17 protein-coding genes are annotated in these 23,219 nt (G+C 73.2%); 7 read left to right on the top strand and 10 right to left on the bottom strand.

Annotation, left to right across the window (positions count from 1 at the left end; translation table 11 throughout):
* The first annotated feature begins 115 nt into the window (after positions 1-115).
* Positions 116-1,579 (top strand): aminotransferase class I/II-fold pyridoxal phosphate-dependent enzyme, encoded by a 1,464-nt coding sequence (locus ACZ66S_RS26235; RefSeq protein WP_469903972.1) that lies wholly within the window; start codon positions 116-118, stop codon positions 1,577-1,579.
* Here ACZ66S_RS26235 and ACZ66S_RS26230 read toward each other — a convergent pair.
* From ACZ66S_RS26230 to ACZ66S_RS26210, 5 genes are all read right to left on the bottom strand, one after another.
* Positions 1,548-3,248: a RecQ family ATP-dependent DNA helicase gene (locus ACZ66S_RS26230; RefSeq protein ID WP_469903971.1), complete on the bottom strand. Its 1,701-nt coding sequence runs from the start codon at positions 3,246-3,248 to the stop codon at positions 1,548-1,550. The two genes, ACZ66S_RS26235 and ACZ66S_RS26230, sit on opposite strands and share 32 nt — an antisense overlap.
* An 11-nt stretch (positions 3,249-3,259) precedes the next feature.
* Positions 3,260-3,568: a hypothetical protein gene (locus ACZ66S_RS26225; RefSeq protein WP_469903970.1), complete on the bottom strand. Its 309-nt coding sequence runs from the start codon at positions 3,566-3,568 to the stop codon at positions 3,260-3,262.
* 73 nt (positions 3,569-3,641) lie between these two features.
* Positions 3,642-6,062 carry a SpoIIE family protein phosphatase gene (locus ACZ66S_RS26220; protein WP_469903969.1) on the bottom strand — a complete coding sequence of 807 codons (2,421 nt, stop codon included), beginning with the start codon at positions 6,060-6,062 and terminating at the stop codon, positions 3,642-3,644.
* A 59-nt stretch (positions 6,063-6,121) separates the two neighbouring features.
* Positions 6,122-10,390 (bottom strand): HAMP domain-containing protein, encoded by a 4,269-nt coding sequence (locus ACZ66S_RS26215; RefSeq protein WP_469903968.1) that lies wholly within the window; start codon positions 10,388-10,390, stop codon positions 6,122-6,124.
* Between the two features lie 235 nt (positions 10,391-10,625).
* A complete protein-coding gene (locus tag ACZ66S_RS26210; RefSeq protein WP_469903967.1) occupies positions 10,626-11,015 on the bottom strand; it encodes an STAS domain-containing protein in 390 nt (129 codons plus the stop codon).
* A gap of 159 nt (positions 11,016-11,174) precedes the next feature.
* Here ACZ66S_RS26210 and ACZ66S_RS26205 point away from each other — a divergent pair, with 159 nt between their 5' ends.
* The 5 genes from ACZ66S_RS26205 to ACZ66S_RS26185 all read left to right on the top strand — a co-directional run bounded on the left by ACZ66S_RS26205 (position 11,175) and on the right by ACZ66S_RS26185 (position 15,898).
* Positions 11,175-11,648: an ATP-binding protein gene (locus ACZ66S_RS26205; RefSeq protein WP_469903966.1), complete on the top strand. Its 474-nt coding sequence runs from the start codon at positions 11,175-11,177 to the stop codon at positions 11,646-11,648.
* Between the two features lie 685 nt (positions 11,649-12,333).
* Positions 12,334-12,837 carry an SRPBCC family protein gene (locus ACZ66S_RS26200; protein WP_469903965.1) on the top strand — a complete coding sequence of 168 codons (504 nt, stop codon included), beginning with the start codon at positions 12,334-12,336 and terminating at the stop codon, positions 12,835-12,837.
* Complete coding sequence (locus tag ACZ66S_RS26195) at positions 12,830-14,449, top strand: phytoene desaturase family protein (protein ID WP_469903964.1); 1,620 nt, start codon at positions 12,830-12,832, stop codon at positions 14,447-14,449. Before ACZ66S_RS26200 ends, ACZ66S_RS26195 begins: the two co-directional genes overlap by 8 nt.
* Before the next feature lie 46 nt (positions 14,450-14,495).
* Positions 14,496-14,957 (top strand): hypothetical protein, encoded by a 462-nt coding sequence (locus tag ACZ66S_RS26190; protein WP_469903963.1) that lies wholly within the window; start codon positions 14,496-14,498, stop codon positions 14,955-14,957.
* Positions 14,958-15,019: 62 nt separating this feature from the next.
* The gene (locus ACZ66S_RS26185) at positions 15,020-15,898 is read left to right on the top strand and encodes an SDR family oxidoreductase (protein ID WP_469903962.1); all 879 of its coding nucleotides are present in this window, start codon (positions 15,020-15,022) and stop codon (positions 15,896-15,898) included.
* Positions 15,899-16,020: 122 nt separating this feature from the next.
* On the opposite strand, the gene ACZ66S_RS26180 is transcribed toward ACZ66S_RS26185, so the two are convergent.
* Positions 16,021-16,947, bottom strand: coding sequence for a hypothetical protein (locus tag ACZ66S_RS26180; protein ID WP_469903961.1), 927 nt, complete (start codon positions 16,945-16,947; stop codon positions 16,021-16,023).
* 301 nt (positions 16,948-17,248) lie between these two features.
* On the opposite strand from ACZ66S_RS26180, the gene denD reads away from it, so the two are divergent.
* Positions 17,249-18,265, top strand: coding sequence for a D-erythronate dehydrogenase (denD, locus tag ACZ66S_RS26175; protein ID WP_469903960.1), 1,017 nt, complete (start codon positions 17,249-17,251; stop codon positions 18,263-18,265).
* Between the two features lie 37 nt (positions 18,266-18,302).
* On the opposite strand, the gene ACZ66S_RS26170 is transcribed toward denD, so the two are convergent.
* Genes ACZ66S_RS26170 through ACZ66S_RS26155 form a run of 4 tightly spaced genes read right to left on the bottom strand, consistent with a single transcriptional unit; the run spans position 18,303 to position 23,174 of the window.
* A complete protein-coding gene (locus ACZ66S_RS26170; protein ID WP_469903959.1) occupies positions 18,303-19,316 on the bottom strand; it encodes a DUF5914 domain-containing protein in 1,014 nt (337 codons plus the stop codon).
* Positions 19,313-20,320, bottom strand: coding sequence for a phytoene/squalene synthase family protein (locus tag ACZ66S_RS26165; protein ID WP_469903958.1), 1,008 nt, complete (start codon positions 20,318-20,320; stop codon positions 19,313-19,315). The genes ACZ66S_RS26170 and ACZ66S_RS26165 overlap by 4 nt, the downstream gene beginning before the upstream one ends.
* Positions 20,317-21,855: a phytoene desaturase family protein gene (gene crtI / locus ACZ66S_RS26160; RefSeq protein WP_469903957.1), complete on the bottom strand. Its 1,539-nt coding sequence runs from the start codon at positions 21,853-21,855 to the stop codon at positions 20,317-20,319. Before crtI ends, ACZ66S_RS26165 begins: the two co-directional genes overlap by 4 nt.
* Positions 21,852-23,174, bottom strand: coding sequence for a polyprenyl synthetase family protein (locus ACZ66S_RS26155; protein WP_469903956.1), 1,323 nt, complete (start codon positions 23,172-23,174; stop codon positions 21,852-21,854). The genes crtI and ACZ66S_RS26155 overlap by 4 nt, the downstream gene beginning before the upstream one ends.
* Positions 23,175-23,219: the final 45 nt, after the last annotated feature.

Below are 23,219 nucleotides of genomic sequence, written 5' to 3'. Positions count from 1 at the left end.
TCGGGCGGCCGTCCCCGGGCGTTTCGGCGGGCGCCTGCGGCCTACACGGAGTGCAGACCGAGCGGACCGTACGGCCTCGGGACCTGGACGGGGCGGGACGGACTTGGGAGGAACCATGGATCACTCACGGGTGCCCGTGCTGGAGGCGCTGGAGGAGTTCCGGCGCCGCGGAGACGTGGTCTTCGGTCCGCCCGGCCACAAGCAGGGCCGGGGCGTCGATCCCCGGGTGGCCGAGATCGTGGGACTCGACGTGTTCCGCTCGGACGTCCTGTCCCTCAACGGACTGGACGACCGCCGCCAGTCCCAGGGCGTGCTCAGCCAGGCGCAGGAGCTGATGGCCGACGCGGTCGGCGCCGAGCAGGCGTTCTTCTCCACCTGCGGCAGCTCCCTGTCCGTGAAGACGGCCATGCTGTCCGTGGCCGGTCCGGGGGAGAAGCTGCTGCTCTCGCGCAACGCGCACAAGTCCGTGATCTCGGGCGTCGTCGTCAACGGCGTCGAACCGATCTGGGTCCACCCCAAGTTCGACCGTCACCGGCACCTCGCGCATCCTCCGGAGCCCGACGACGTCCGCCGCAGCCTCCAGGAGCACCCGGACGCCAAGGGCATGCTGCTGATCACCCCCACCGACTGGGGCACCTGCGCCGACATCCGGGGCGTGGCGCAGGTGTGCCACGAGTTCGGCGTGCCCCTCATCGTCGACGAGGCGTGGGGCGCCCATCTGCCCTTCCACCCCGGGCTGCCGGCCTGGGGCATGGACGCCGAGGCCGACCTGGTGGTCACCAGCGTCCACAAGATGGGCGGGGCGATCGAACAGAGCTCCGTCTTCCACCTCCAGTACGACCGGATCTCGCCGGAGGTGCTCAAGCAGCGGGAGGACCTGCTAGGCACCACCAGCGCCTCGTCCCTGATCTACATGACCCTGGACGGCTGGCGCCGGCAGATGGTCGAGCAGGGGCACGACCTCCTGGACGCCGCCCTGCGCCGGGCGGAACGCGTCCGCCTGGCGGCCGCGGACATGCCGGGGCTGCGGCCGATGGGGCAGGAGATCGTGGACGAGGGGCTCGCCGCGGCCTTCGACCCGCTGAAGATCGTGATCGATGTGCGCGAGCTCGGGATCAGCGGCATGCAGGCCGCCGAGTGGCTGCGCACCGAACTGCACGTCGACCTCGGCGGCTCGGACACCTGCCGGATCAGCGCGTCGATCACCCACGCCGACGACGACGAGACGGAGAAGACGCTGCTGGACGCCCTGCGCGCGCTCACCGAGGGCGCCGAGTCCATCGAACGCAGGCCGCCGGTACGCCTGCCCGAGCCCTCGGCCCTGGAGCTGGAGCAGGCCATGCTGCCGCGCGACGCCTTCTTCGCCGAGGTCGAGCACGTCCCCGCCGAACGGGCCGCGGGCCGCATCTCCGCGGAGATGATCAGCCCCTACCCTCCGGGCGTGCCGGCGATCGCTCCCGGCGAGGTCATCACCGACGAGGTCCTCGACTACCTGCGCAGCGGAGTCGAGCACGGCGTCCTCATCCCGGACGCCGCCGACCCCTCGGTCAGGACGCTGCGGGTGGTGGCGCGGCGCTGAGGAGGTCCTTGCCGGTGACGGCGGCCAGGGACAGCGTCCGGTAGCCCATGGACTCGAACATCACGGTGATGCGGTCGCCCTCCTCGCTCATCACCGTGCCGTCCCCCCACTCGGTGTGCCGCACCCGCGTGCCCGCCGGATAGGGCGCCGCGGCCGTCTGTGCGGGAGCCTCCTCGCCCGTCTCCCCGACCCCGTCGACCACGCTGTCGCCGGCCGAGGGGGCCGCGCACATGTCGCAGGCCCCGCACGGGGCGTCGTAGGGCTCCCCGAAGTAGCCGAGCAGGAAGCGGCGCCGGCAGCCCGTGGTCTCGGCGTAGCCCAGCATCATGGCCAGCCTCGACTCCTCCAGCCTTCTGCTCGACAGGGCCTCCTCCGTCGCCCGGGCGGTCGCCTCCGCGGGGGTCGTGCCGGCCACCGCGCCCACCCGCCCGTCGTCCTCCACGCGCACGGCTCCCGCCTGTTCCAGGAGGTTGACGGCAGCCGTCACGCGTCGGCGCGAGAGTCCCGTCTCCTGCGCGAGGTCGTCCCGCGCGAGGGGAGTGCCGCTGTCGTGCACGCGCTCCGCGACCGCGCCGAGGGTGTCCTCGTCCGGCGCCCGCGTGGCGAAGAGCCGCTGGAGTCCGCTGTCCTGCGGCCGGTAGTGCAGGACCGCGACCGCGGGCCCGCCGTCGCGGCCCGCGCGGCCGATCTCCTGGTAGTAGGCGTCGAGCGAGCCGGGCACCGACGCGTGCAGCACGAACCGCACGTCCTCCTTGTCGATGCCCATGCCGAAGGCGGAGGTGGCGACCACGACGTCGGTCTCCCCGGCCAGGAAGGCGTCGTGCGCCCGCGAGCGCTCACCGGCCGACAGCCCGGCGTGGTAGGCGGTGGCCGACAGGCCGAGCGCGGCCAGGTCGGCGGCGTACTCCTCGGCGTCCCGGCGGGTGGCGGTGTAGACGATGCCCGGCTTGGGCTCCGCCGCCGCGCGCTCCACGACCACCCGGCGCTTGTCCGTGTCGTCCTGGAAGCGGCGCACCTCCAGCGTGATGTTCGGCCGGTCGAAACCGGCCACGACCAGTTCCGGATCCGTCATGCCGAGGCGCTCCACGATCTCCTCGCGCACCGGCGGGGCGGCCGTGGCCGTCAAAGCGAGGACCGGGGGCCTGCCCACCCGCTGGGCCGCCTGGGCCAGGCGCAGGTAGTCGGGGCGGAAGTCGTGGCCCCAGGCGGCGACGCACTGGGCCTCGTCGACGACGAACAGCGAGGGCGCGGCCTCCGCCAGGCGCTCGACCACCTCGTCCTTGGCGAGCTGCTCGGGGGAGAGGAACAGGAACTCCGCGTCGCCGTGCCGTACCGCGTCCCAGGCGGCCTCCGTCTCTCCGGCCGCCTGGGCGGAGTTGACCGCGACGGCCTCCGGGGCGCCGGCCCGGCCGAGCAGGCCGGCGATCTGGTCCCGCTGGAGGGCGATGAGCGGGGAGACCACCACCGTCGGCCCGGGCAGCAGCAGCCCCGGCACCTGGTACACCGCCGACTTCCCGGCCCCGGTGGGCATGACGGCCAGGGTGTCCCGGCCCGCCATGACCGCCTCCATCGCGGTGAGCTGGCCCGGCCTCAGCTCGCTCCAGCCAAAAACGTCGTCGGCGGCCCGCGCCAGCCGCTCGGCGGCGCCTGGACTTCTCCGGTCGGTCATGCCGGCTCCCGTCACGGTCGGGGGTTGGTGCGCTGCCACTTCGGACGGGCGTCGCTCCCACGCCGTCCCGCCACCGAGGCGCAGCGCGGACACAGCCGCCGCACCCGGTCGGCCGCGCCCCCGGACTCCGGGATCGTGTCCGTCCAGGTGACGTGCGGGAAGCGGATCAGCCGGGACCGGCTGAGGGAGAGCCCGCAGACCGTCTGGTTGAAGCCCTGCACCCAGGCGTGGACCTCTCCGGCGGGCAGCCGACGGCGGCCCTCCTCCTCGTCGGTCCACTGGCCGGACGCGGCGACGGTGTACTCCTTGGCTCGCGGCATGCCCTCTCCCCGCTCGTTCGGAGCAACCGCGTTCCCCGTATGCGCGGACACAAGCCCCGGCGCGGACCACGCCCTAGGCCACGCGGATTCCCACGATGCAGGTGTCGTCGTCCGTGTCGGACCTGCTGTGCGTGAGCAGCCGGTCCAACTGCTGGTCCAGCGTCGGCGGGACCGCGCGCGCCACCGTCAGGAACTGCGCCAGGGACTCCTCCACGGACCGGTCCCGGCGTTCGATCAGCCCGTCCGTGTACATCAGCAGCGTGTCGTCGACGGCGAGCTGGACCTCGTGCTCCTCGTACGTCGCCTCCGGTACGGCGCCCAGCAGCAGCCCCGTGACCAACGGCAGCGGTGCCGCCTCCGAGCCGCGCACCAGCACCGGCGGCAGATGCCCGGCCCGCGCCCAGCGCAGGGTGTGGTTCTCGGGGTCGTACAGGCCGCACACCGCGGTGGCCGTGACGGCGCCGGTCAGATGGTGGGCCACCATGTTGAGCCAGGACAGGAGCTGGCCCGGCCCGGCACCGGTGACGGCGAGCCCGCGCAGCGCGTTGCGCAGCACGACCATGCTGGTGGCCGCCTCGATGCCGTGACCGGCGACGTCGCCCACGCACAGCAGCACCAGCCGGGACGGCAGCACGACCGCGTCGTACCAGTCGCCGCCCACGAGATGCTGGGTCTCCGCGGGCCGGTAGCGCACCGCCACGTCCATCCCCGGCACCTCCAGCGGTGCCTGCGTCGGGGGCATGATGGCGTGCTGCAACTGGAGGGTGAGCCGGTTGCGTTCGCTGGCCTGCTGCTCGGTGTGGGCGAGCTGGTCCCGGGTGGCGGCGAGGGCGACCTCGGTCCAGTGGTGCGCGGAGATGTCCTGGTAGGCGCCGCGCAGCAGGTAGAGCTGGCCGGCGGAGTCCAGGACCGGCTCCGCCACGACCCGGATGTGCCGGGTGACCCCGTCGGGGCGTTGCAGGCGGAACGCGGTCGAGGCGGGGCGGCGCTGGTGGAGCACGGTGCGCAGGAACCGGCCGATGGCGACGGCGTCGTCGGGATGGGCGTAGGCGGGCAGGTCCTCCAGCGGCACGGGGGTGTCGGACAGGGGCCTGCCGTAGAGGTGGTAGAGCTGGCCGTTCCAGGTGATCTCGTCGGTCAGCAGGTTCTCCTCGAAACCGCCGATGCGGCCGAGGCGCTGGGCGTGCTGGAGCAGGCTCGCCAGGCGGGCGGTCTCGTCCTCGATGCGCCAGATCAGCAGGACGCTGTCGCCGTGCCGGCTGACGTTGATGTCGGCGACCGCGGCGAGCTGGACGTCGTCGACCAGGGCGGTGAGCCGCATGCGGTGGGCACGGAAGGGCTCGCCGGTGGCGTAGACGCGCTCGATCCGCTCGAACAGCTCGCTGTGGCCCGCGGCCATCGGGTACGCCTCCAGCAGCAGCGCACCGTTCACGGCGCCCCGCGGCCGTCCCGCGGGGTCGAGGAAGCGGCTGTTGACGTGGTGGATGCGGAAGTCGACGAGGTGCCCGTCGGGTCCCAGGTGCGGCACCAGCACCAGGGCGGGGTCGTGGAGCCCGTCGGCCAGGTCCATCAGCTCGGCGACGTCCGGCAGGACGCGCGGGCCGAGGGCGCCGTCCGGGTGCTGGAGCGTGTACGTCTCCAGGGTGTGCGCGCACAGCTCGGCCAGGGCCTCGATCTGCCGCACGATGGGCGGGGAAGGGGACTCCAGCGGCGCGGGCCAGGCGATCTCGAGGACGCCGTGGATGCGCCCCCCGGTCCCGGCCGGTACGGCGATCCGGCCGCCGTCGGGGTACTGGTGCTGGCCGATGGACGGCAGGCCGGTCTCGGACAGGCTGTGGATCCATTCCCCGTCGCGCTCGGTGAGCCCGCGCCGCGCCACGGTCGTCACCCCGGGCGGCACATGGCGCCAGCGTCCGGCCTCGGCCGCGGAGAACCCGGCGCAGCCCGCCAGCGACAGGGACCCGTCGGACCCCAGGGACCAGATCGCCACCGCCTCCGCGCCCAGCGGCGTGAGCGCGTGCTCCAGCAGGGAGTCGGCGACCGCCTGGGTGTCGTCGGCGGCCAGCGCACCACTCTCCGCGGTCCGCAGCCGCACCGCGGAGGAGTGCCCCTCGGCCGGTTCGGCGGCGGCTGCGGTGGCGGCCAGGAAGGCGCTGGTCACCTCCGACAGCCGGTCGCGCGAGGCCTGGTTGATCACCTCGACGGCGAACTCGAGCGGGGTCACGCCCGCCTGTTCCGTCAGCTCGGCGAGCTGCCGCGAGGCCTGCGCCGGCCCGCAGCCCAGCCGCTCGACCAGGATGCCCTTCGCCAGTTCGATCAGGGCCCGCCCGTCCGCCTCGGCCTGCGCGGCCCGCACCTCCCGGCGCAGCCGCTCCACGGTCGCCGCCAGCCTGCCGACAGGGGAGGCCTGCCCGTCACCGTCACCGCCGTCGACGGTGGGCTCGGGGCCCACGGGGGCGGTCTGGGGCTCGGACGGCTGGCGGAGATCACTCACGGTGGGCCTGTTCCTCGGCTGGGGACGTCACGCGGTCGGCTGGAGGGCACTGCGCGTGCTCACTCCGGCAGCCACCGCCGGACCCGGGCGATCAGGTCGCCGGTGTCGACGGGCTTGGTGACGTAGTCGTTGGCACCCGACGCGAGACTCTTCTCCTGGTCGCCCGGCATGGCCTTCGCGGTGACCGCGATGATCGGCAGTTCCGCGTACTGCGGCATCGAACGGATCTCCGCGGTGGCGGCGTAACCGTCCATCTCCGGCATCATCACGTCCATCAGGACCACCGAGATGTCCGGGTGGGCGAGCAGCATCTCGATGCCCTTGCGGCCGTTGTCCGCGTGCAGGACCTGGAAGCCGTGCAGCTCCAGCACCCCGCTGAGCGCGAACAGGTTGCGCGCGTCGTCGTCGACCACGAGGACCGTCCGGCCGACGAAGGAGTCGTCCACCACCTGCGCCATCGGACGCTGCGGCTCCTCGGGACGCACCAGCGACAGCACGTCGCCCGGCTGCTCGGCGGACAGGTGCAGGGTGATGCGCTCGCGCAGGTCGTCCAGGCTGGACAGGAAGTCCAGCGGCCGGTCGCCCGCCAGGGCCCGCAGCCCCTGCTCCTGGCCGAGGTCCACGCGGTGCCCGGTGTGGATCAGCACCGGCACGCTGGCCAGCGCCGAGTCACCGCCCATGGCCTCCAGGAAGTCGGCGCCCTCGTCGTGCGGCATGCCGAGTTCGAGGACGACACAGTGGCAGGGGTCGGTCGCCAGCATGCTCGCGGCCTCCTGCGCCCCCACGGCCGTGATGATGTCGATCGCCCCGTGCGAGTCGTCGGAGTCGCCGAGGTCCGCGACGGCCCGTTCGGCGACCAGCGTGAGCAGACCGCGCGGGCGCTCCTCGATGACCAGCAGCCGGCGCCTGCGCTGCCCGGGTGCGGGCGCGGCGGGCAGCATCCGGGGTTCGTGCGCCTCCAGGACGTCGGCGGTGTCCTGCGGGTGCTCCGCCGGACGCCCGCCGTTCTCCATCAGTTCCTCGAAGTCGGCGCGTGCGACGGGCAGGTACAGCGTGAACGTGCTGCCCTGGCCGGGAGTGCTGTCCACCGTGACCGCGCCGCCCAGCAGATGGGCGATCTCCCGGGTGATGGACAGACCGAGCCCGGTACCGCCGTACTTGCGGCTGGTCGTCCCGTCGGCCTGCTGGAACGCCCCGAAGATGGTCTCCAGTTGCTGCTGCGGGATGCCGATGCCGGTGTCCTTCACCCGGAACGCCACGATCGGACCGCCGCGATGCACACCCGGCGGCACCTCCCGGTCGGCGGCGGGCTCGATCCGCAGCTCCACACCGCCCTGCTCGGTGAACTTCACCGCGTTCGACAGCAGGTTGCGCAGGATCTGCCGCAGCCGGGAGTCGTCGGTGAGCAGGTCGGCCGGGGTGCCGGGCGCGGTGGCGACCGTGAACTCCAGGCTCTTCTGCGTCGTCATCGGCCGGAACGTCGCCTCGACGTACTCGAGGAGCTGGCGCAGCGACACCCGCTCGGGCGCCACGTCCATCTTGCCCGCCTCGACCTTGGACAGGTCGAGGATGTCGTTGATGAGCTGGAGCAGGTCCGAGCCCGCCGAGTGGATGATGCCCGCGTACTCGACCTGCTTGGGGGTGAGGTTGCGGGAGGGGTTCTGCGCCAGCAACTGGGCCAGGATCAGCAGGCTGTTGAGCGGGGTGCGCAGCTCGTGGCTCATGTTGGCCAGGAACTCCGACTTGTACTTGGAGGCCAGCGACAACTGCTGCGCGCGGGTCTCCAGTTCCTGCCGGGCCTGCTCGATCTGGAGGTTCTTCGCCTCGATGTCGCGGTTCTGCGAGGCCAGCAGGGAGGCCTTCTCCTCCAGTTCGGCGTTGGAGCGCTGGAGTTCGTCCTGCTGGACCTGCAACTCCTCGGAGCGGGCCTGGAGTTCGGCGGTCAGCCGCTGCGACTCGTCCAGCAGCTCGTCGGTGCGGACGTTGGCGACGATGGTGTTGAGGTTGACGCCGATGGTCGGCATGAGCTGTGCCAGGAAGTCCTGGTGGATCTGCCTGAAGCGGCTGACGGACGCCAGCTCGATCACTCCGAGCACCTGCTCCTCGACCACGATCGGCAGCACCACCAGCGCGGTGGGCGACACCTGCCCGAGACCGGAGGAGATGGTGACGTACCCCTCGGGCAGCTCCTCTACGGTGACGGTACGGCGGTTGCGTGCCGTCTGTCCGACCAGCGAGCGCCCGACCGGGATGCGGGTGGGCCGCTCGTCGTCGTCCGGATAGCCGTACGAGCCCACCAGCCGCAGCTCGGGGCCGCGCGCGCTGTCCTCCGCCAGGTAGAAGGCGCCGTACTGGGCGGAGACCAGCGGGGTGAGCTCGTCCATGATGAGCTCGGCGACCACGGGCAGATCCCGGTGGCCCTGCATCAGGCCGGAGATCCGGGCCAGGTTGGTCTTGAGCCAGTCCTGCTCCTGGTTGGCCCGGGTGGTCTCGCGCAGGGACTCCACCATGGAGTTGATGTTGTCCTTGAGCTCGGCGACCTCACCGGAGGCCTCCACGTTGATCGACCGGGTCAGGTCGCCCTCGGCGACGGCGCTGGCGACCTCGGCGATGGCACGGACCTGCCGGGTGAGGTTGCCGGCCAGTTCGTTGACGTTCTCCGTGAGCCGCTTCCAGGTGCCCTCGACGCCCTCGACCTCGGCCTGTCCGCCGAGCCGTCCCTCGCTGCCGACCTCGCGTGCGACGCGGGTGACCTCGGCGGCGAACGACGAGAGCTGGTCGACCATCGTGTTGATGGTGGTCTTGAGCTCCAGGATCTCGCCGCGGGCGTCGACGTCGATCTTCTTCGACAGGTCGCCGTTGGCCACCGCCGTCGTCACCAGGGCGATGTTGCGGACCTGCCCGGTGAGGTTGTTGGCCATGGAGTTGACGTTGTCGGTGAGGTCCTTCCAGGTGCCGGCCACGTTCGGCACGTGGGCCTGGCCGCCGAGACGTCCCTCGGTGCCGACCTCGCGGGCCACGCGGGTGACCTCGTCGGCGAAGGCGGACAGCGTGTCGACCATGGTGTTGATGACGTCCGCCAGCGCGGCGACCTCACCCTTGGCCTCGACGGTGATCTTCTGCGAGAGGTCGCCGCGGGCCACGGCGGTGGCGACCTGGGCGATGGAGCGGACCTGCCCGGTCAGGTTGGAGGCCATCACGTTGACGTTGTCGGTGAGGTCCTTCCAGGTTCCCGACACGCCCCGCACGATCGCCTGTCCGCCGAGGTTGCCCTCGGTGCCGACCTCGCGGGCGACGCGGGTCACTTCGTCGGCGAAGGCGGAGAGCTGGTCGACCATCGTGTTGATGGTGTTCTTGAGTTCGAGGATCTCGCCGCGGGCGTCGACGGTGATCTTCTGGGAGAGGTCGCCCTGCGCGACCGCGGTGGCCACCTGGGCGACGTTGCGGACCTGCGCGGTGAGGTTGCCGCCCATGAAGTTCACGGAGTCGGTCAGGTCGCGCCAGGTGCCCTTGACGCCCTTGACGTCCGCCTGGCCCCCCAGCCGGCCCTCGGTGCCGACCTCGCGGGCGACACGGGTCACTTCGTCGGCGAAGGCGGAGAGCTGGTCGACCATCGTGTTGATGGTGTTCTTGAGTTCGAGGATCTCGCCGCGGGCGTCGACGGTGATCTTCTGGGAGAGGTCGCCCTGCGCCACCGCCGTCGTCACCTGGGCGACGTTGCGGACCTGGGAGGTGAGGTTTCCCGCCATGAAGTTGACCGAATCGGTGAGGTCCCGCCAGACCCCGCCCACCCCGGGCACCTGCGCCTGGCCGCCCAGCCGTCCCTCGCTGCCGACCTCGCGGGCGACACGGGTGACCTCGTCCGCGAACGCGGAGAGCTGGTCGACCATCGTGTTGACGGTCTCCTTGAGCTGAAGGATCTCCCCGCGCGCGGGCACGTCGATCTTCTGCGAGAGGTCGCCCTTGGCCACCGCCGTCGCCACCTGGGCGATGTCACGGACCTGGGTGGTGAGATTGCCCGCCATGGCGTTCACGGAGTCGGTCAGGTCGGCCCAGGTGCCCGAGACGCCCGGCACCTCCGCCTGGCCGCCCAGCGTGCCCTCGGTGCCCACCTCGCGGGCCACCCGGGTGACCTCGGACGTGAACACGGAGAGCTGGTCGACCATGCCGTTGAAGACCGTGGCGATGTCGCCCAGGAGACCCTGTCCGTCGGACGGCAGCCGAGTGCCGAAGTCGCCGTCGCGCACGGCCGTCAGCCCCGCCAGCAACTGGCGTAGCTCCTGCTCACCCGGGGCCTGTTCGCGGGCCTCCGTCGACGTGCTGGTCATGCGCACCCTCGTTCCGCTCCCCAAGAGCCCCCGCACCGGGGACTCGGAACCCTGGCGGGCTCGTCAAGGGCCCGCTCACCAGCGACAATCCCGCACCCCACGGAGTTGCCCGATGAGAAATCCGTCGAAGATTAACCCAGGTGGGGAGCAGCGACAAAAGGCTGTGGGAAGGGTTGTGACACGCGGAAAAAAGAAGTCCTGAAAGTGGTGTGAGGGTGATGATCTCGGGTACTCGTCAGGATTTTCCGGGGTCCGGCCGCGCTGCGGCGAGGGCGTCCTCCAGGGTGGGGTGGAAGGGGATGACGCTGTCGAGGCCCACGAGCTGCAAGGTGCGCAGGACGGCACCCCGCACCACCACGAGCCGCACCCATCCTCCCGCCTTCCCGGCGGCCTGGAAGGCGGCGATGAGGGCGTTGACACCGCTGGAGTCCATGAACGTGACCTGGCTCAGATCGATGACGACCCGCTGACCCACGGCGGAGTCCGCCGGGACCAGGGCCCGCGTCAGGCCGCCCACGCTCTGGTGGTCGATCTCTCCGTCGAGGCCGAGGACGGTGATGCCGTCGGCGTCGGTCCGGACCACGGTCAGGGTGCCGTGACCCGCTGCTTCCCGGTTGTCTGCCACTCGCTTCCTCTGCGCACTCGATGGGGGCCGTCACGTCCTTGGTGCCACCGCTGCCCAGGATGACCGAGCACGATGCATCGGACGACCCTGAAGTTCGAGTGCGGGACAAGAACAGACGGCACAGGCGTAAGACGGGAAACAGGGGGTATCCGCGCGCTCATGAACGGGGTACTGGAGATGGTCGGCAGGGTGCGGGTCCTGCCTGAGGAGTGTTCGCGGATGCCGGAAGCCGCACCTGCCGAGGTGACCGTGGCCCTGGACGGAGCGGACGGCTGTATCGCCGACGCCCGGGCCCAGACGTCGAAGTTCTTGACGCGGGTGCAGGGGGAGTACGGGCTGCCGGTTGCCGCCCGCACCATGGACCTGGGGCAGTTGGTGGTCAGCGAACTGGTCACCAACGCGTTGAAATACGCGCCAGGGCCGGTGTTGCTGCACCTGCGCATCGCCGACGCCATGCTGGAGATCGAGGTCTGGGACACCGACCCGACCCTTCCGCTGGCGCGTGCCGCGGACGCGGGGCGGGTGGGCCAGCACGGCCTGGAGATCGTGATGGCGGTCGTCCAGGCCATAGAGGTGCGCCAGGAGCCGGTGGGCAAGTGCGTCACGGCCCGCCTGACGCTGTTCGACGACTAGCCGCACGAGGTCGTCGCTCTCCGCACAGCCCATGAGCCGGTGACGACCACGACATAGGCCTGCCCGCGGCCTCGACGAGAGCCGACGGGTCACTTCGACGACCCCTGGGCGGGGGACTGCGACGACGAGACCGGCCGACGGCTGAAGCCTCGGGACCCGGACCTTCCAGACCGTGGGCGAGGGCGGGCCCGTCTCCCCGGCCGGGGCCGTGTTTTCCCCTGGCCCGCCCCCTCCGGCCCCGGGCACTCGTCACCGATGCCTGGGCCGAGGCCCGCGGTGATGAGGCCTGCCGGTGCTGACGGCTCGGGACCCGGTCCTTTCAGACCGTGGGCGAGGGCGGCCGCGTCTTCCCGGCCGGGGCCGTGTTTTCCCCTGGCCCGCCCCCTCCGGCCCTGGGCACTCGTCACCGATGCCTGTGCAGAGGCCCGCCGTGATGACGCCGGTCGAGGGCCGGCGCCCTGGGATGCCGTTCGTTCACGCCGTAGGGGAGCGCAAGGCGCGCCCGACCGGCCGGGGTCGTGACTTCGCCGGGCCGCCGGCGCCGCTTTGAACCTCCCGGACCTGGGCACTCCTCATCGGTCGAGCCGCGACCGCGGCACCGTGCTCCCGCGAGACGGGGCAAATCGGTGCATCCGGCCGCGGGCCCGCGACCGAAGCTCTCTGTACACCAGTCCTGGAGGTATCCGTGGCTCGTCGCCATCGTCTGATCCGAGTCGCACCGAGTGTCGTGTGGGATGTCCTCGCCGACGGTCACCGATACGCCGAATGGGTCGTGGGGACCGCGCAGTCCGAGCCGGTCCGAGGACACTGGCCGCAGAAGGACGCGGCGATCCGCTTCGAGGTCCGCCTCGGCCCGCTCCGGCTGACCAACGAGACGGTAGTGCGCCGGTGCGAGGAAGGCGCCGAGCTGGAGCTTGAAGCCCACGCCGGAGTGCTGGGCACGGCCCGTATCGCGATCGAACTGCGGCCGTGGGGCGACCACTGCCTGGTCATCGTGGACGAACACCCCCTTCAGGGAGCCGGTGGCCGGCTGCACAACGTCGGCTTCGACGCGCTGATCCAGCTCCGGCACCGCACCATGCTCGCCCGGCTGGCCAGGCTGTGCGAGAACCCGGCCCGCGACGACAGCCGGCACCTCGCACCGGTCCGGGCGGCGGCACCGGGCGCGCAGGGAGCCGGTCATGCCTGATGCCGTGGTGATCGGCGCGGGCCCCAACGGACTGGTCGCCGCCAACGTGCTCGCGGACGCCGGCTGGAGCGTCGAGGTGCTGGAGGAGCAGCCGGAACCGGGCGGCGCGGTGCGCCACGACCACGGGGTGGACCCCGCCTTCGTCAACGACCTCTTCAGCTCCTTCTACCCGCTCGCGGCCGCCTCCCCGGTCCTCGCCGGACTGCGTCTCGAGGACCACGGACTGCGCTGGAGCAACGCGCCGAGCGTCCTCGCCCACCCCCTCAGCGACGGTAGCTGCGCTCTTCTGGACCGTGACGTCGACACCACCGCCGCCTCCCTCGACACCTTCGCGCCGGGCGACGGGGACGCGTGGCGGCGGCTGCACGACGTATGGCAGCGGCTGCGCCCCGACGTCCTGGACGCCTTGTTCACCCCCTTCCCGCCGGTCCGCGCGACGGCCCGCCTGGCGTGGCGGCTACGGGCCGCGGGCGGTCTGCGGATGGCCCGGACCCTGGTCCTCCCGGTGCGGCGGATGGGAGAGGAGGAGTTCCGCGGACAAGGCGGCCGGCTGCTGCTGGCGGGAAACGCCCTGCACGCCGACCTCGCCCCGGAATCCGCCGGCAGCGGCGGCTTCGGCTGGCTGATGGCCATGCTGGGACAGACCTACGGCTTCCCCGTCCCGGTCGGCGGCTCCGGCGCCCTCACCGAGGCCCTGGCCCGTCGCCTGCGGGCCCGGGGCGGGCGGCTCCACTGCGGGCAGCGCGTCGATGAGATCGTCGTCCGCGGCGGCCGGGCCGTCGGGGTGCGTACGGCGGCCGGTGACGCGGTACGGGCCCGCCGGGCGGTGCTGGCGGACGTGTCGGTGCCCGCGCTGTACGGAAGCCTCCTGGACCCCGAGCACCTGCCTCCCCAGCTTCTGGAGGACGTGCGCCGCTTCCAGTGGGACTTCGCCACCTTCAAGGTCGACTGGGCGCTCGACGGGCCGGTGCCCTGGCAGGCCGAGCAGGCGTCCCGGGCCGGTACCGTCCACCTCGCCGACGGCGTCGACGAGCTGACTCGCTTCGCCGCCCAGCTCGCCATGCGGCAGGTCCCGGACCGCCCCTTCCTGCTGTTCGGCCAGATGACCACGTCCGACGCCACCCGCTCCCCGCAGGGCACCGAGTCGGCCTGGGCCTACACCCACGTCCCGCACGAGATCGCCGCCGACGCCGCGGACGAGGGCGTCACCGGCCGCTGGGACGCCAAGGACCAGGAGCTCATGGCGGACCGGGTCGAACGCCAGGTGGAGCGGTTCGCGCCCGGCTTCCGCGGCCTGATCCGCGCCCGCCGGATCCTCGCCCCGCCGACCCTCCAGGCGCTGGACGCCAATCTGGGCGGCGGTGCCATCAACGGGGGCACGACCGCCCTGCACCAGCAGCTCGTCTTCCGCCCCGTGCCCGGCACCGGACGCCCCGAGACCCCGGTCCCCGGCCTGTTCCTGGCGTCCTCCGGGGCCCACCCGGGCGGTGGCGTGCACGGAGCGCCGGGCGCCAACGCGGCACGGGCCGCCCTGCACCGCCACCGGCCCCCGGGGCTCGCCCGCGCCCAACGACTCCTGACCCGCCGCGACCGCACCGGAAGCAGGCGCTGATCCAAGGCGCCGCCCGCCGGGGCGGCCGTACCGTGGAGGAGGACCCGTGAACACGCACGAGGAGGCCCCCAGCGGCCCCGACCGCGACCATCGGCGCCCCACCGGCGTCGACGACACGACCGTCGAGGCCCTCGGGGCGCTGTCCAAGGCACTGGAGACCACCGAGCGGGCCCGGGGCCGGTTGTACGACTTCCACCAGCTCACCGGGACGGCCGATCTGCAACTCGACCGTGCCGTGCGGCTGTTGGAGGAGGCGGGTCACCCCGAATGGGCCGCGAAGGTCCGCTCGGAGATCCTCGGCCGCAACGTCATCCCCGGGCACTGGACCTTCCAGATCGTGGAGGCCTACAACGCCACCTACTACCGGCCCTTCCAGCAGTTGGAGACGAGTGCGGTGCAGGAACTCGCGCAGGGCCGTGACCACTTGTTCGAGGCGGAGATGAAGGAGGAGCGCCGCACTTCCGGTCATCCGGACCACACCGCCCGCCCGGCTGCCCGCGAGAGCTGAGACGCCCGCGGGGCGCCCGTTCCGCGTTCACCTTTCCACGTTCCTCGGAAGGAGGGTCGGCCATGCGCGACAGTCCGCTCGCCGGCCGGACGGTGGCCGTCACCGGAGCCGCCCGGGGCCTGGGCGCGGCCCTGGCCCGCGAGATCGCCCGGCGCGGGGCCCGGGTGGCTCTGCTGGGCCACGAGAAGGCCCTCCTGGAAGCGGTGGCCGAGTCCCTGCCGGGGCCCGCCCTCGCGGTCGAGGTCGACGTGACCGACCCGGACGCGCTGTCCGCCGCGGCCCGCGCGGTGCGGGCCCGTCTCGGACCGCCCTCGGCGGTGGTGGCGAACGCGGGCATCGCCGAGGGCGGCCCGTTCCTGACCTCGCCGCCGGACGCCTGGAGCCGCGTGGTCGAGGTCAATCTCACCGGCAGTGCCCACACGGCCCGGGCGTTCCTGCCGGACCTCTTCGACACGGCCGGCTACTACCTGCAGATCGCCTCGCTGGCGTCGATCGGCGCGGCTCCGTTGATGAGTGCCTACTGCGCCTCCAAGGCGGGGGCGGAAGCGTTCGCGCACTCCCTTCGCGCCGAGGTGGTGCACCGGGGCGTCGGCGTGGGCGTCGCCTATATCAACTGGACGGACACCGACATGATCCGTGACGCCGACCGGCATGTCGTGCTGCGGGAACTGCGGGCCGGCATGCCCTTTCCGGCCCGCCGGGTGTACACCGTGGAGACGGTCGCCGCCCGCCTGGTGAAGGGCATGGAGCGACGCCGTACGGCCGTGTACGCGCCGGCCTGGCTGCGCCTGACCCAGCCGGTGCGCGCGGCGCTGCCGCCCCTCGTGCTGCGGGTGTCGCGCCGCGCGCTGCCCCGTCTGGAGGCCGAACGGTCCCTCACCTACACCGGGCCGCTCGGCGCCGGTGGTCTCGCCGACCGCGCATCGCACGGCGAGGACTGAACCGCCGAGAGGGCGGTGCGGCCCGAACGCCGGCCGACCGGGTGGTTCGGTGTCGGACGGCCGGTGTCCGGGGCGAGACCGCCGACTGCCCTACCGCCTGGCGGTGCGGGCAGGGGTGCCGGTCAGGAACGCCGTGCGCGGCGGGTGCCGTAGAGGGCGGCCGCTCCGAGGGCGATCACCGCGGCCGCGCCGCCGGCTATCGCGCCGACCGGGGCGCTGGAACCCGTCTCGGCCAGCGGCGGGGTGCTGTCGCTCGGGGAGGGAGCCGGGCCGGTGGGCGGTGTCGACTCCAGCGGAGGGACGTCCGGGGTGGTCGGCGGAGTGGTGGAGGTGGGCGGCGGGGCCGTCGGGGTGGCCGGCGGGGTCGTCTCGTCCGCGGGCGGCTCGCTCGCGGGCGGGCTGCTCGGGTTGTCCGGCGTGGACGGGGAGGCCGGCGGCGTGGGCGAGTTCGGCTGCTCGGGGCTGCACGACTTGTCGCCGCCGTTCCACGCGGCGATCAGGTGGTAGGGCGTGGCGACGTTGTCGGGCTGGTAGGGCGCGGGGCCGTGGCCCTCGCCCGACCCGCCGTCGTAGACGACGTCGTCGCCGTAGAGGTCGATCTGCCCGTAGCAGTCCGGCGTCCTGACCGAGAGCTTCTGCCAGGTCCGCCCGGCGTCTTCGGCGCCGGGGAGGTCCTTGGCGGTGAGGTAGACGGTGGCGTGGTCGACGAGGGTCTGCAGACCGGAGGTGTACCAGTCCGGTCCCTCGGTGGTGTACTCGGCCAGCGAGACCGGGTACTTGCAGCCCTCGCCGACCGTCTGACCCGGCGCCAGCCGGACCTCGACGGTGCCGGGGGCGGAGGACCACTGGTGGAAGCCGCCCTGGGAGGTCCAGTCGGCGTCGACCGGCTTTCCGGCGGAGTCGACGAGACGGTACTGGACCGTGGCGGTCTGGCAGCCGCCCGCGGGGGTGGCGTGGGCGGCGGTGGCCCCGAGCAGGGGAGTGGCCGCGGCAATGAAGGCGGTCGCGGCGAAGGCGGCCGAAGTTCTGGAGCGTGAAAGGCGCGTCAAGATATGCCCTAGCGGTGTCGAAAGTGTGGGAGGTGGCCGGGCGCGAGCGGCCGTGGCCGGCGGTAAGGGGGGAATGCAGGCCGTGGCAGAGCCACTCGCGTCACTTCGCTCGCTCTGGTCACAGCGAGCGAGCCGCATTCTTGTCGCTGTTCACAACTCCCGTCAATATTTCACCAGTTCGGCACAGAGAGGCGTCCTGGCTTGCGTGTTCTGCCCTGATATCACGTGGGGGGAGGGGCCGGCGGGCGGCACTCTCGATCATGCGGCGGGCATCGGCCGGGCCGAGGTGGGAGATGAGCGGGTGAGGGTCGTCGTGACGGGCGCGTCCGGGTTCCTCGGACGGCTGCTGGCCGGTGCGTTGGCGCGGGCGGGGACCTTCGGGGGTGAGCCGATCAGCCGGCTGGTGCTGGTCGACCGGGTGCCCTGGCCCGGGATGCCACAGGGCGCCGGGGTACCCATCGAGGTGGTGCACGGGGAGCTGCCCGAGCACCTGGACGCGGTGTTCGCCGAGCCCGTGGACGTGCTGTTCCATCTCGCCGCCGCGGTGTCGGCCGAGTGCGAGGCCGACTTCGACCTCGGGATGCACGCCAACGTGGACGTCACCCGCTCGCTGCTGGAGGCGGCGCGGACCCAGTCCCGGTCGGGCGGGCCGGTAGCGCGGATGCTGTTCGCCGGCAGTGTCGCCGTGTACGGCTCCCACCCGGGCCTGCCCCTGCCGGCGGTGGTCAGCGAGACGACCGTGCCGGTACCGCGGTCGAGTTACGGCACCCAGAAGCTGATGTGCGAGCAGCTCGTCGCGGACTGCACCCGGCGCGGCTTCGTCGACGGGCGGGTCGCCCGGCTGATGACGGTGGCGGTACGGCCGGGCAGGCCCAACGCGGCGGCCTCCGGCTTCCTGTCCGGCATCGTGCGCGAGCCGCTCGCGGGCCTGCCCGCCGTCTGTCCCGTCGACCCCGCTCTGAAGGTGGCGCTCTCCTCGCCCCGGCGCACTGTCGAGGGCATCCTCTGTGTCGCCGAGGCCGAACGCGGCACCGGGCCGGGCCGCCTGGAAGGCCCGCTGCCGGTGAACCTGCCCGCCCTGACCGTCTCGGTCGCCGACATGCTCGCGACCCTGCGCCAGGTCGCCGGTGACGCGGTCGCCGACCTCGTCACCGTCGCGCCGGATCCGGCGGTCGAGGCCATCGTCGGCTCCTGGCCGGCCGTCCTCGACCACCGGCGCGCCGCCGCACTGGGACTCCGCCCCGACGCGAGCTTCCAGTCGGTGCTCCGGGACTACCTCGCCGACCACCCGGACGCGGTCGCCGCCCCGCCGGACTGAACCGCGGCACCCCGTCCGCCGCGCGGAGGCGCTTCGGTCAGCCGGGGAAGCGTCCGGTGGAGCGCAGCAGCCAGCGGCGTTCGGCGTAGGCCAGGTCGTCGCGCCACAGCCGCGCCGCCCCCGCCCTCATCAGGCGGCGCAGGACGGGCGCCGCCGTGCGGGCCGCCGCGAAACCGGTGCGGGTGGAGGACGCCACGACCGCCTCGACGACGGCCGTGCGCGGACGGCCCAGCTCGTCCGGGCCGAGCGGGGTCACGTGCGTCTCGACCACGGAACCCAGGCCCTCGCCCTCCGTGATGCGCATGAGGACCGTCCGTGGGTCGGGCGTGGTGAACAGGGCCCGCACCGGCACCACCAGCCGTCCGGCCACCTTGAAGGAGACGTCCACGGTGAACCCGTCGTCGTCCGTCCCCTCGGCCTCGGGGGTGTCGACCACGGTCAGGTCCACGAAGGAGTACGGGTGGAACCAGGCCCCGTGCCAGGGGTCCAGCCGGTTCGCCACGATGTCCTCCGGCTCGCAGACCCCCACCCCGGTGTAGACGGCGGCGACGGAGCGCGACACCTCCGGCCGGGGCGGGACGAACGGCGCCGGTGTGTGGGGCTCACCGCCCACCTCGTCCAGACGCACCCAGACCAGCACGCCGTCGTCGTGCACGGGCAGCGGCTCCCAGCCGGCGAACGGCCCGCCGTCCAGGGCCAGTCCGTGCCAGTGGCAGACGAGGGTCCCGCAGCGCACCGGGCTGTCGGCGAGCGGTGCTCCCAGGTGCGGGCAGATCCCGGGGCCCGCCGCGAGCCGTCCGTCGGCGGTGCGCCACACCACCAGCTCCTGCCCGGCCACCGTCGCGGACAGCGGGCGGTCCCGGTGCACGTGCCGGGTGGCGCCGACGACGTACCAGTTGCCGGACGGCCGGGCCTGGGCCCGCTTCAGGGCCTCGGCGATCAGGGCCGGGCGGGCCTGCCGCCAGGTCGGCTGCTGCTTCTCCCACCGCACCGGGCGGCGCCGCAGGGCGAGCGGGTAACGGGGGCGTCCCGTGGGTCGCCGCGGTTTCATGCGATCCTCCGCCAGGGTGTCGAGGTGTCGGCTGCCGTGTCCGGCAGGGGTACCGCCCGGTCGCCGGCCGTCCCGTGCCGCAGTCGCGCGGCCCCCACCCGGACCAGGCCGTCGAGGGCCACGACGGCCCGCCGGTGTCCCGGGACCACGGCACGGCGCTGCACCGACCGGTACTCGTCCGCGGCGACCGCGTCCAGGATGCCGCCGTACAGGACGAAGGCCGTGCGGATGCACGGGCGCGAGACCGGGTCGAGCATGGCCAGTCCCGGGGCCGCCTCACGGTAGATCGCGCGGGTCAGTCGCTCGAACTCCCGCAGGGCGGCGGTGATCCGGGGGTCGGGCCGGCCGGTGTCCCGGCTCCAGCGCAGCAGTTGACGGTCGACCCCGTGGGAGGCCAGCAGGTCGGCGGGCAGGTAGACGCGGTCGCGGTCCAGGTCCTCGCCCACGTCCCGCAGGAAGTTGGTGAGCTGGAACGCCACGCCCAGGGCCGCTGCGTGCGGTGCCGCCTCCTCGCGGGGGACGACCGTGCCGAGCACCGGCAGCATCTGCAGACCGATCACCTCCGCCGAACCGTAGGTGTAGGTGCGCAGGTCGGCATAGGTGGCGTAGTCGGTGATGTCGAGGTCGGCGCGCATCGCGGCCATGAAGTCGGTGAAGTGGCGGTGGTCGATGTCGTAGCGCCGCGCGGTGTCGGACAGCGCGTGGACCACGGGCTCGGCGCTGTGACCCGCCGTCAGTCCCAGCTCCAGCTCGTGCTGGAGCAGGGTCAGCCGTCGGGCCCGCTCGGCGGTGGTGGTCGTACCGTCGAGCGTGTCGACGATGTCGTCGGCCCAGCGGGCGAAGCCGTACAGCGCGTGCACGGCCGGCCTGCGGGCGACGGGCAGCAGACGGGTGGCGAGGAAGTACGTCTTGCCGTGCCGGGCGTTCAGCCGCCGGCACCGCGTGTACGCCTTGCGCAGCGCCGGATCGGTGACGCCTGCCGCGTCGAGTTCACGGTCGGTCATGCCGGCCTCCGTTCCCGGGTCTCACGTACGGCGGGGCGCGGCCGCCCGGGGCGGGCGCCGCCGGTGATGCGGGCGGCGGCGAGCTTGCCCGACAGCAGGACGGTCGGGACGCCGACACCGGGAGTGGTGCCGCAGCCGGCGAGGACCGCGTTGACGGTGCCGCGCACCAGGTTGCGCGGCCGGAACGGTCCGGTCTGAGCGAAGGTGTGCGACGCGGAGAACGGCGAGCCGGCCGCGTGCCCCTGGGCCTGCCAGTCGGCCGGGGTGACCACGCACTCCTCCTCGACGGCGGCGGCGAGGCCGCTGAGGCCGCGCCGTTCCAGTTCGCCCAGCAGGCTGTCGCGGTAGCGCGGACCCAGTTCGCCCCAGGCGGCGGCGCCGGGGCCGAGGGCGGTGTTCGGACAGGGGGCGAGGATGTAGTGCAGATGGCGGCCGGGCGGGGCGAGGCTCGGGTCGGTGGCGGTGGGGCGCGTGATGAGCAGGGACGGATCGCTCATCAGGCTGCCGGACCGCGTGAGTTCGGCGAACGTCCGCCGCCAAGCCGCGCCGAAGGAGATGGTGTGGTGGGCCAGTCCGGGCCAGGTGCGGTCCGTGCCGACGTGCAGGATCACGGCGGACGGCGAGAACCGCAGACCCACCGGCCGTCTCGGCGCGCGGCCCAGCAGCCGGTAGGTGACGGGCAGGTCGGGGGTGAGGACGACCGCGTCGCAGGCGATGCGGCCGGCGTCGGTGACCACGGCCGTGATCCGGTCGCCGGAGCGTTCCAGGCGGGTGACGGTCTCTCCGAAGCGCAGGTCGGCCCCCGCGTCCGCGGCGGTGTCCGCCATCGCCCGGGGCAGGGCGTGCATGCCGCCGCGTGGGAACCAGACGCCCGCCACCGTGTCCATGTACGCGATGACGGCGTACGCGGCCAGGGCGCGTTCGGGTGCCACGCCCGCGTACAGGGCCTGGAAGGAGAAGACGCGCCGCAGCCGTTCGTCGTGCAGGAAGCGTCCGATGCGCGCGTCCAGCCGCCCGAACCCGCCGAGGGCGGCCAGCCGGGCCAGGTCGGGGTGGAGCAGGTGCAGCGGCGAGTCGAAGTCGGCGTCGATGAAGCGCCGCATCTGCACCTGGTAGAGCCGCTCCAGCCAGGCGCGCAACCGCCGGTACGCGGCGGCCTCTTGGGCCCCGGCGAAACGTTCGACCTCAGCCTCCATCGCCTCGGCGCCGGTGTGGACGTCCAGGGAGCTGCCGTCGGCGAACCGGGCCCGGTAGGCCGGGTGCAGCGGTACCAGGTCGACCCGGGCGTGCAGGCTGTCGCCGACGGCGGCGAACGCCTCGTCCGCCAGATGAGGCATGGTCAGGACCGTGGGCCCGGTGTCGATGTGGTAGCCGCCGCGGACGATCCGCCCGGCACGTCCGCCGGGTGACGCGTCGCGCTCCACGAGGGTCACCCGGCGTCCGGCGCCCAGCAGGTGCAGGGCGGCCGCCAGACCGGACAGACCGGCGCCGACGACCACCACATGGTCGGTGCGTCCGGGCACGGTACGGGTCATCGGCCGGCCCCCTCGCCGGTCGCCAGGATCAGGGAGACGGGCACCGGTTCGCAGGCCGCGGTGTCGGCCACGCCGCTCGCGGAGCGCATCAGCGTCCGCAACTGCCGCGTGGGCTCGGGTTCGAGCGGCGCCGTGTCCAGATGGCGCAGTCCCTGGGCGACCAGCCTGCGGATCTTCTCCTCCACGGTGTCTCGAGCGCCGGTGGCCACGAACACCTCGCGGACCGCGGCGAGTTCGGCGTCGGAGGCGTCCGGACGGCCGAGCGTGCCGCGCAGCACGTCCTGGGCCCGCCGGTCGCCCGAGCTCTCCGCCCGCGCCTGGGCGACAGCGGCGAGGTAGGTCGGCTTGCCGCTGCGGATGTCGCCGCCGACGGGCTTGCCGGTGTCGCGCGGATCCGCGAAGACGTCGAGGAGGTCGTCGCGCAGTTGGAACGCCAGGCCGACGCAGCGGCCCGCAGAGCACAGGGCCCGGGTGGCGGCGGGGCCGGCGTCGGCCAGCGCGGCGCCCAGCGCGAGCGGGCGCTCGACCGAGTACAGGGCGCTCTTGAGGCAGGCGGCGCGGATCGCCCGGGCCAGGGAACGCGCCGAGGTCGCCTCGCCCTGCATGTCCAGGTACTGCCCGGCCACCATCTCGGTGCGCAGGGCGCTCCACAGGTCCCGGACCCGCCGTGCGGTCGGGCGGGGCAGCTCGGTGTCCGCCAGCGTGTCGTCCGCCCAGGCCAGGGCCAGGTCGCCGGCGAGGATCGCCGCGGCCTCCCCGAGCCGCTCGGCGCGTCGCGCGTCGCCCGCGTCGGTGTACTGGGCCGCCACGTCGACGTGCAGGGCGGGCCGTCCGCGACGCGACCGCGCGCCGTCCATCACGTCGTCGTGGACCAGGGCACAGGTCTGGATGAGTTCCAGGGCGGCGCCGACCCGCAGCGCGGCCCGGGTCCGCCAGGGCTCGTCGCCGCCGCAGGCCCGCAGCGCCCACCACACGAACCGGGAGCGGCCGAGCTTGCCGCCACCGCGGGTGAAACGGGCGACCCGCGCGGCCAGGTCCTCGGCGAACAGCGGGTCGACGGCCTCGGCCGCGGCCACGTGCCGGTCGAGCAGGTCGCCGAGCACCGTGCGCACGGCGTGGGCCACGTCCGCGTCCACGGCGCGCGGATCGTCGTCGTACGCCGGACGGGTGCCGGGCGGGGAGGCCCGCTGATGATCGCCCTGAGCCTGTACGGCCTCCGCGGCCGGCCGGCGGGGCGGCGCGGGGGAGACCTGCTCGGCGGTCTCGGGTGCGCACGGACTCCGGTCCGCGCGGTGGCCCTTTGCCACGGTGGAGCTCATGCCGGTTCCCCTCGTCGAGATCCTCGTGATCAATGCTGGCGTCGT

The sequence above is a fragment of the Streptomyces sp. NPDC107471 genome (genome assembly GCF_055582845.1).
Note: the sequence above shows the minus strand (reverse complement) of the source record. Positions and strands in the feature narration are given on the sequence as shown.

Coding starts and splice junctions, on each gene's coding strand:
- ACZ66S_RS26235 (WP_469903972.1), top strand. CDS start 116: ATGGATCACTCACGGGTGCCCGTGCTGGAGGCGCTGGAGGAGTTCCGG.
- ACZ66S_RS26230 (WP_469903971.1), bottom strand. CDS start 3,248: ATGACCGACCGGAGAAGTCCAGGCGCCGCCGAGCGGCTGGCGCGGGCC.
- ACZ66S_RS26225 (WP_469903970.1), bottom strand. CDS start 3,568: ATGCCGCGAGCCAAGGAGTACACCGTCGCCGCGTCCGGCCAGTGGACC.
- ACZ66S_RS26215 (WP_469903968.1), bottom strand. CDS start 10,390: ATGACCAGCACGTCGACGGAGGCCCGCGAACAGGCCCCGGGTGAGCAG.
- ACZ66S_RS26205 (WP_469903966.1), top strand. CDS start 11,175: ATGAACGGGGTACTGGAGATGGTCGGCAGGGTGCGGGTCCTGCCTGAG.
- ACZ66S_RS26195 (WP_469903964.1), top strand. CDS start 12,830: ATGCCTGATGCCGTGGTGATCGGCGCGGGCCCCAACGGACTGGTCGCC.
- ACZ66S_RS26185 (WP_469903962.1), top strand. CDS start 15,020: ATGCGCGACAGTCCGCTCGCCGGCCGGACGGTGGCCGTCACCGGAGCC.
- ACZ66S_RS26170 (WP_469903959.1), bottom strand. CDS start 19,316: ATGAAACCGCGGCGACCCACGGGACGCCCCCGTTACCCGCTCGCCCTG.
- ACZ66S_RS26165 (WP_469903958.1), bottom strand. CDS start 20,320: ATGACCGACCGTGAACTCGACGCGGCAGGCGTCACCGATCCGGCGCTG.
- crtI (WP_469903957.1), bottom strand. CDS start 21,855: ATGACCCGTACCGTGCCCGGACGCACCGACCATGTGGTGGTCGTCGGC.
- ACZ66S_RS26155 (WP_469903956.1), bottom strand. CDS start 23,174: ATGAGCTCCACCGTGGCAAAGGGCCACCGCGCGGACCGGAGTCCGTGC.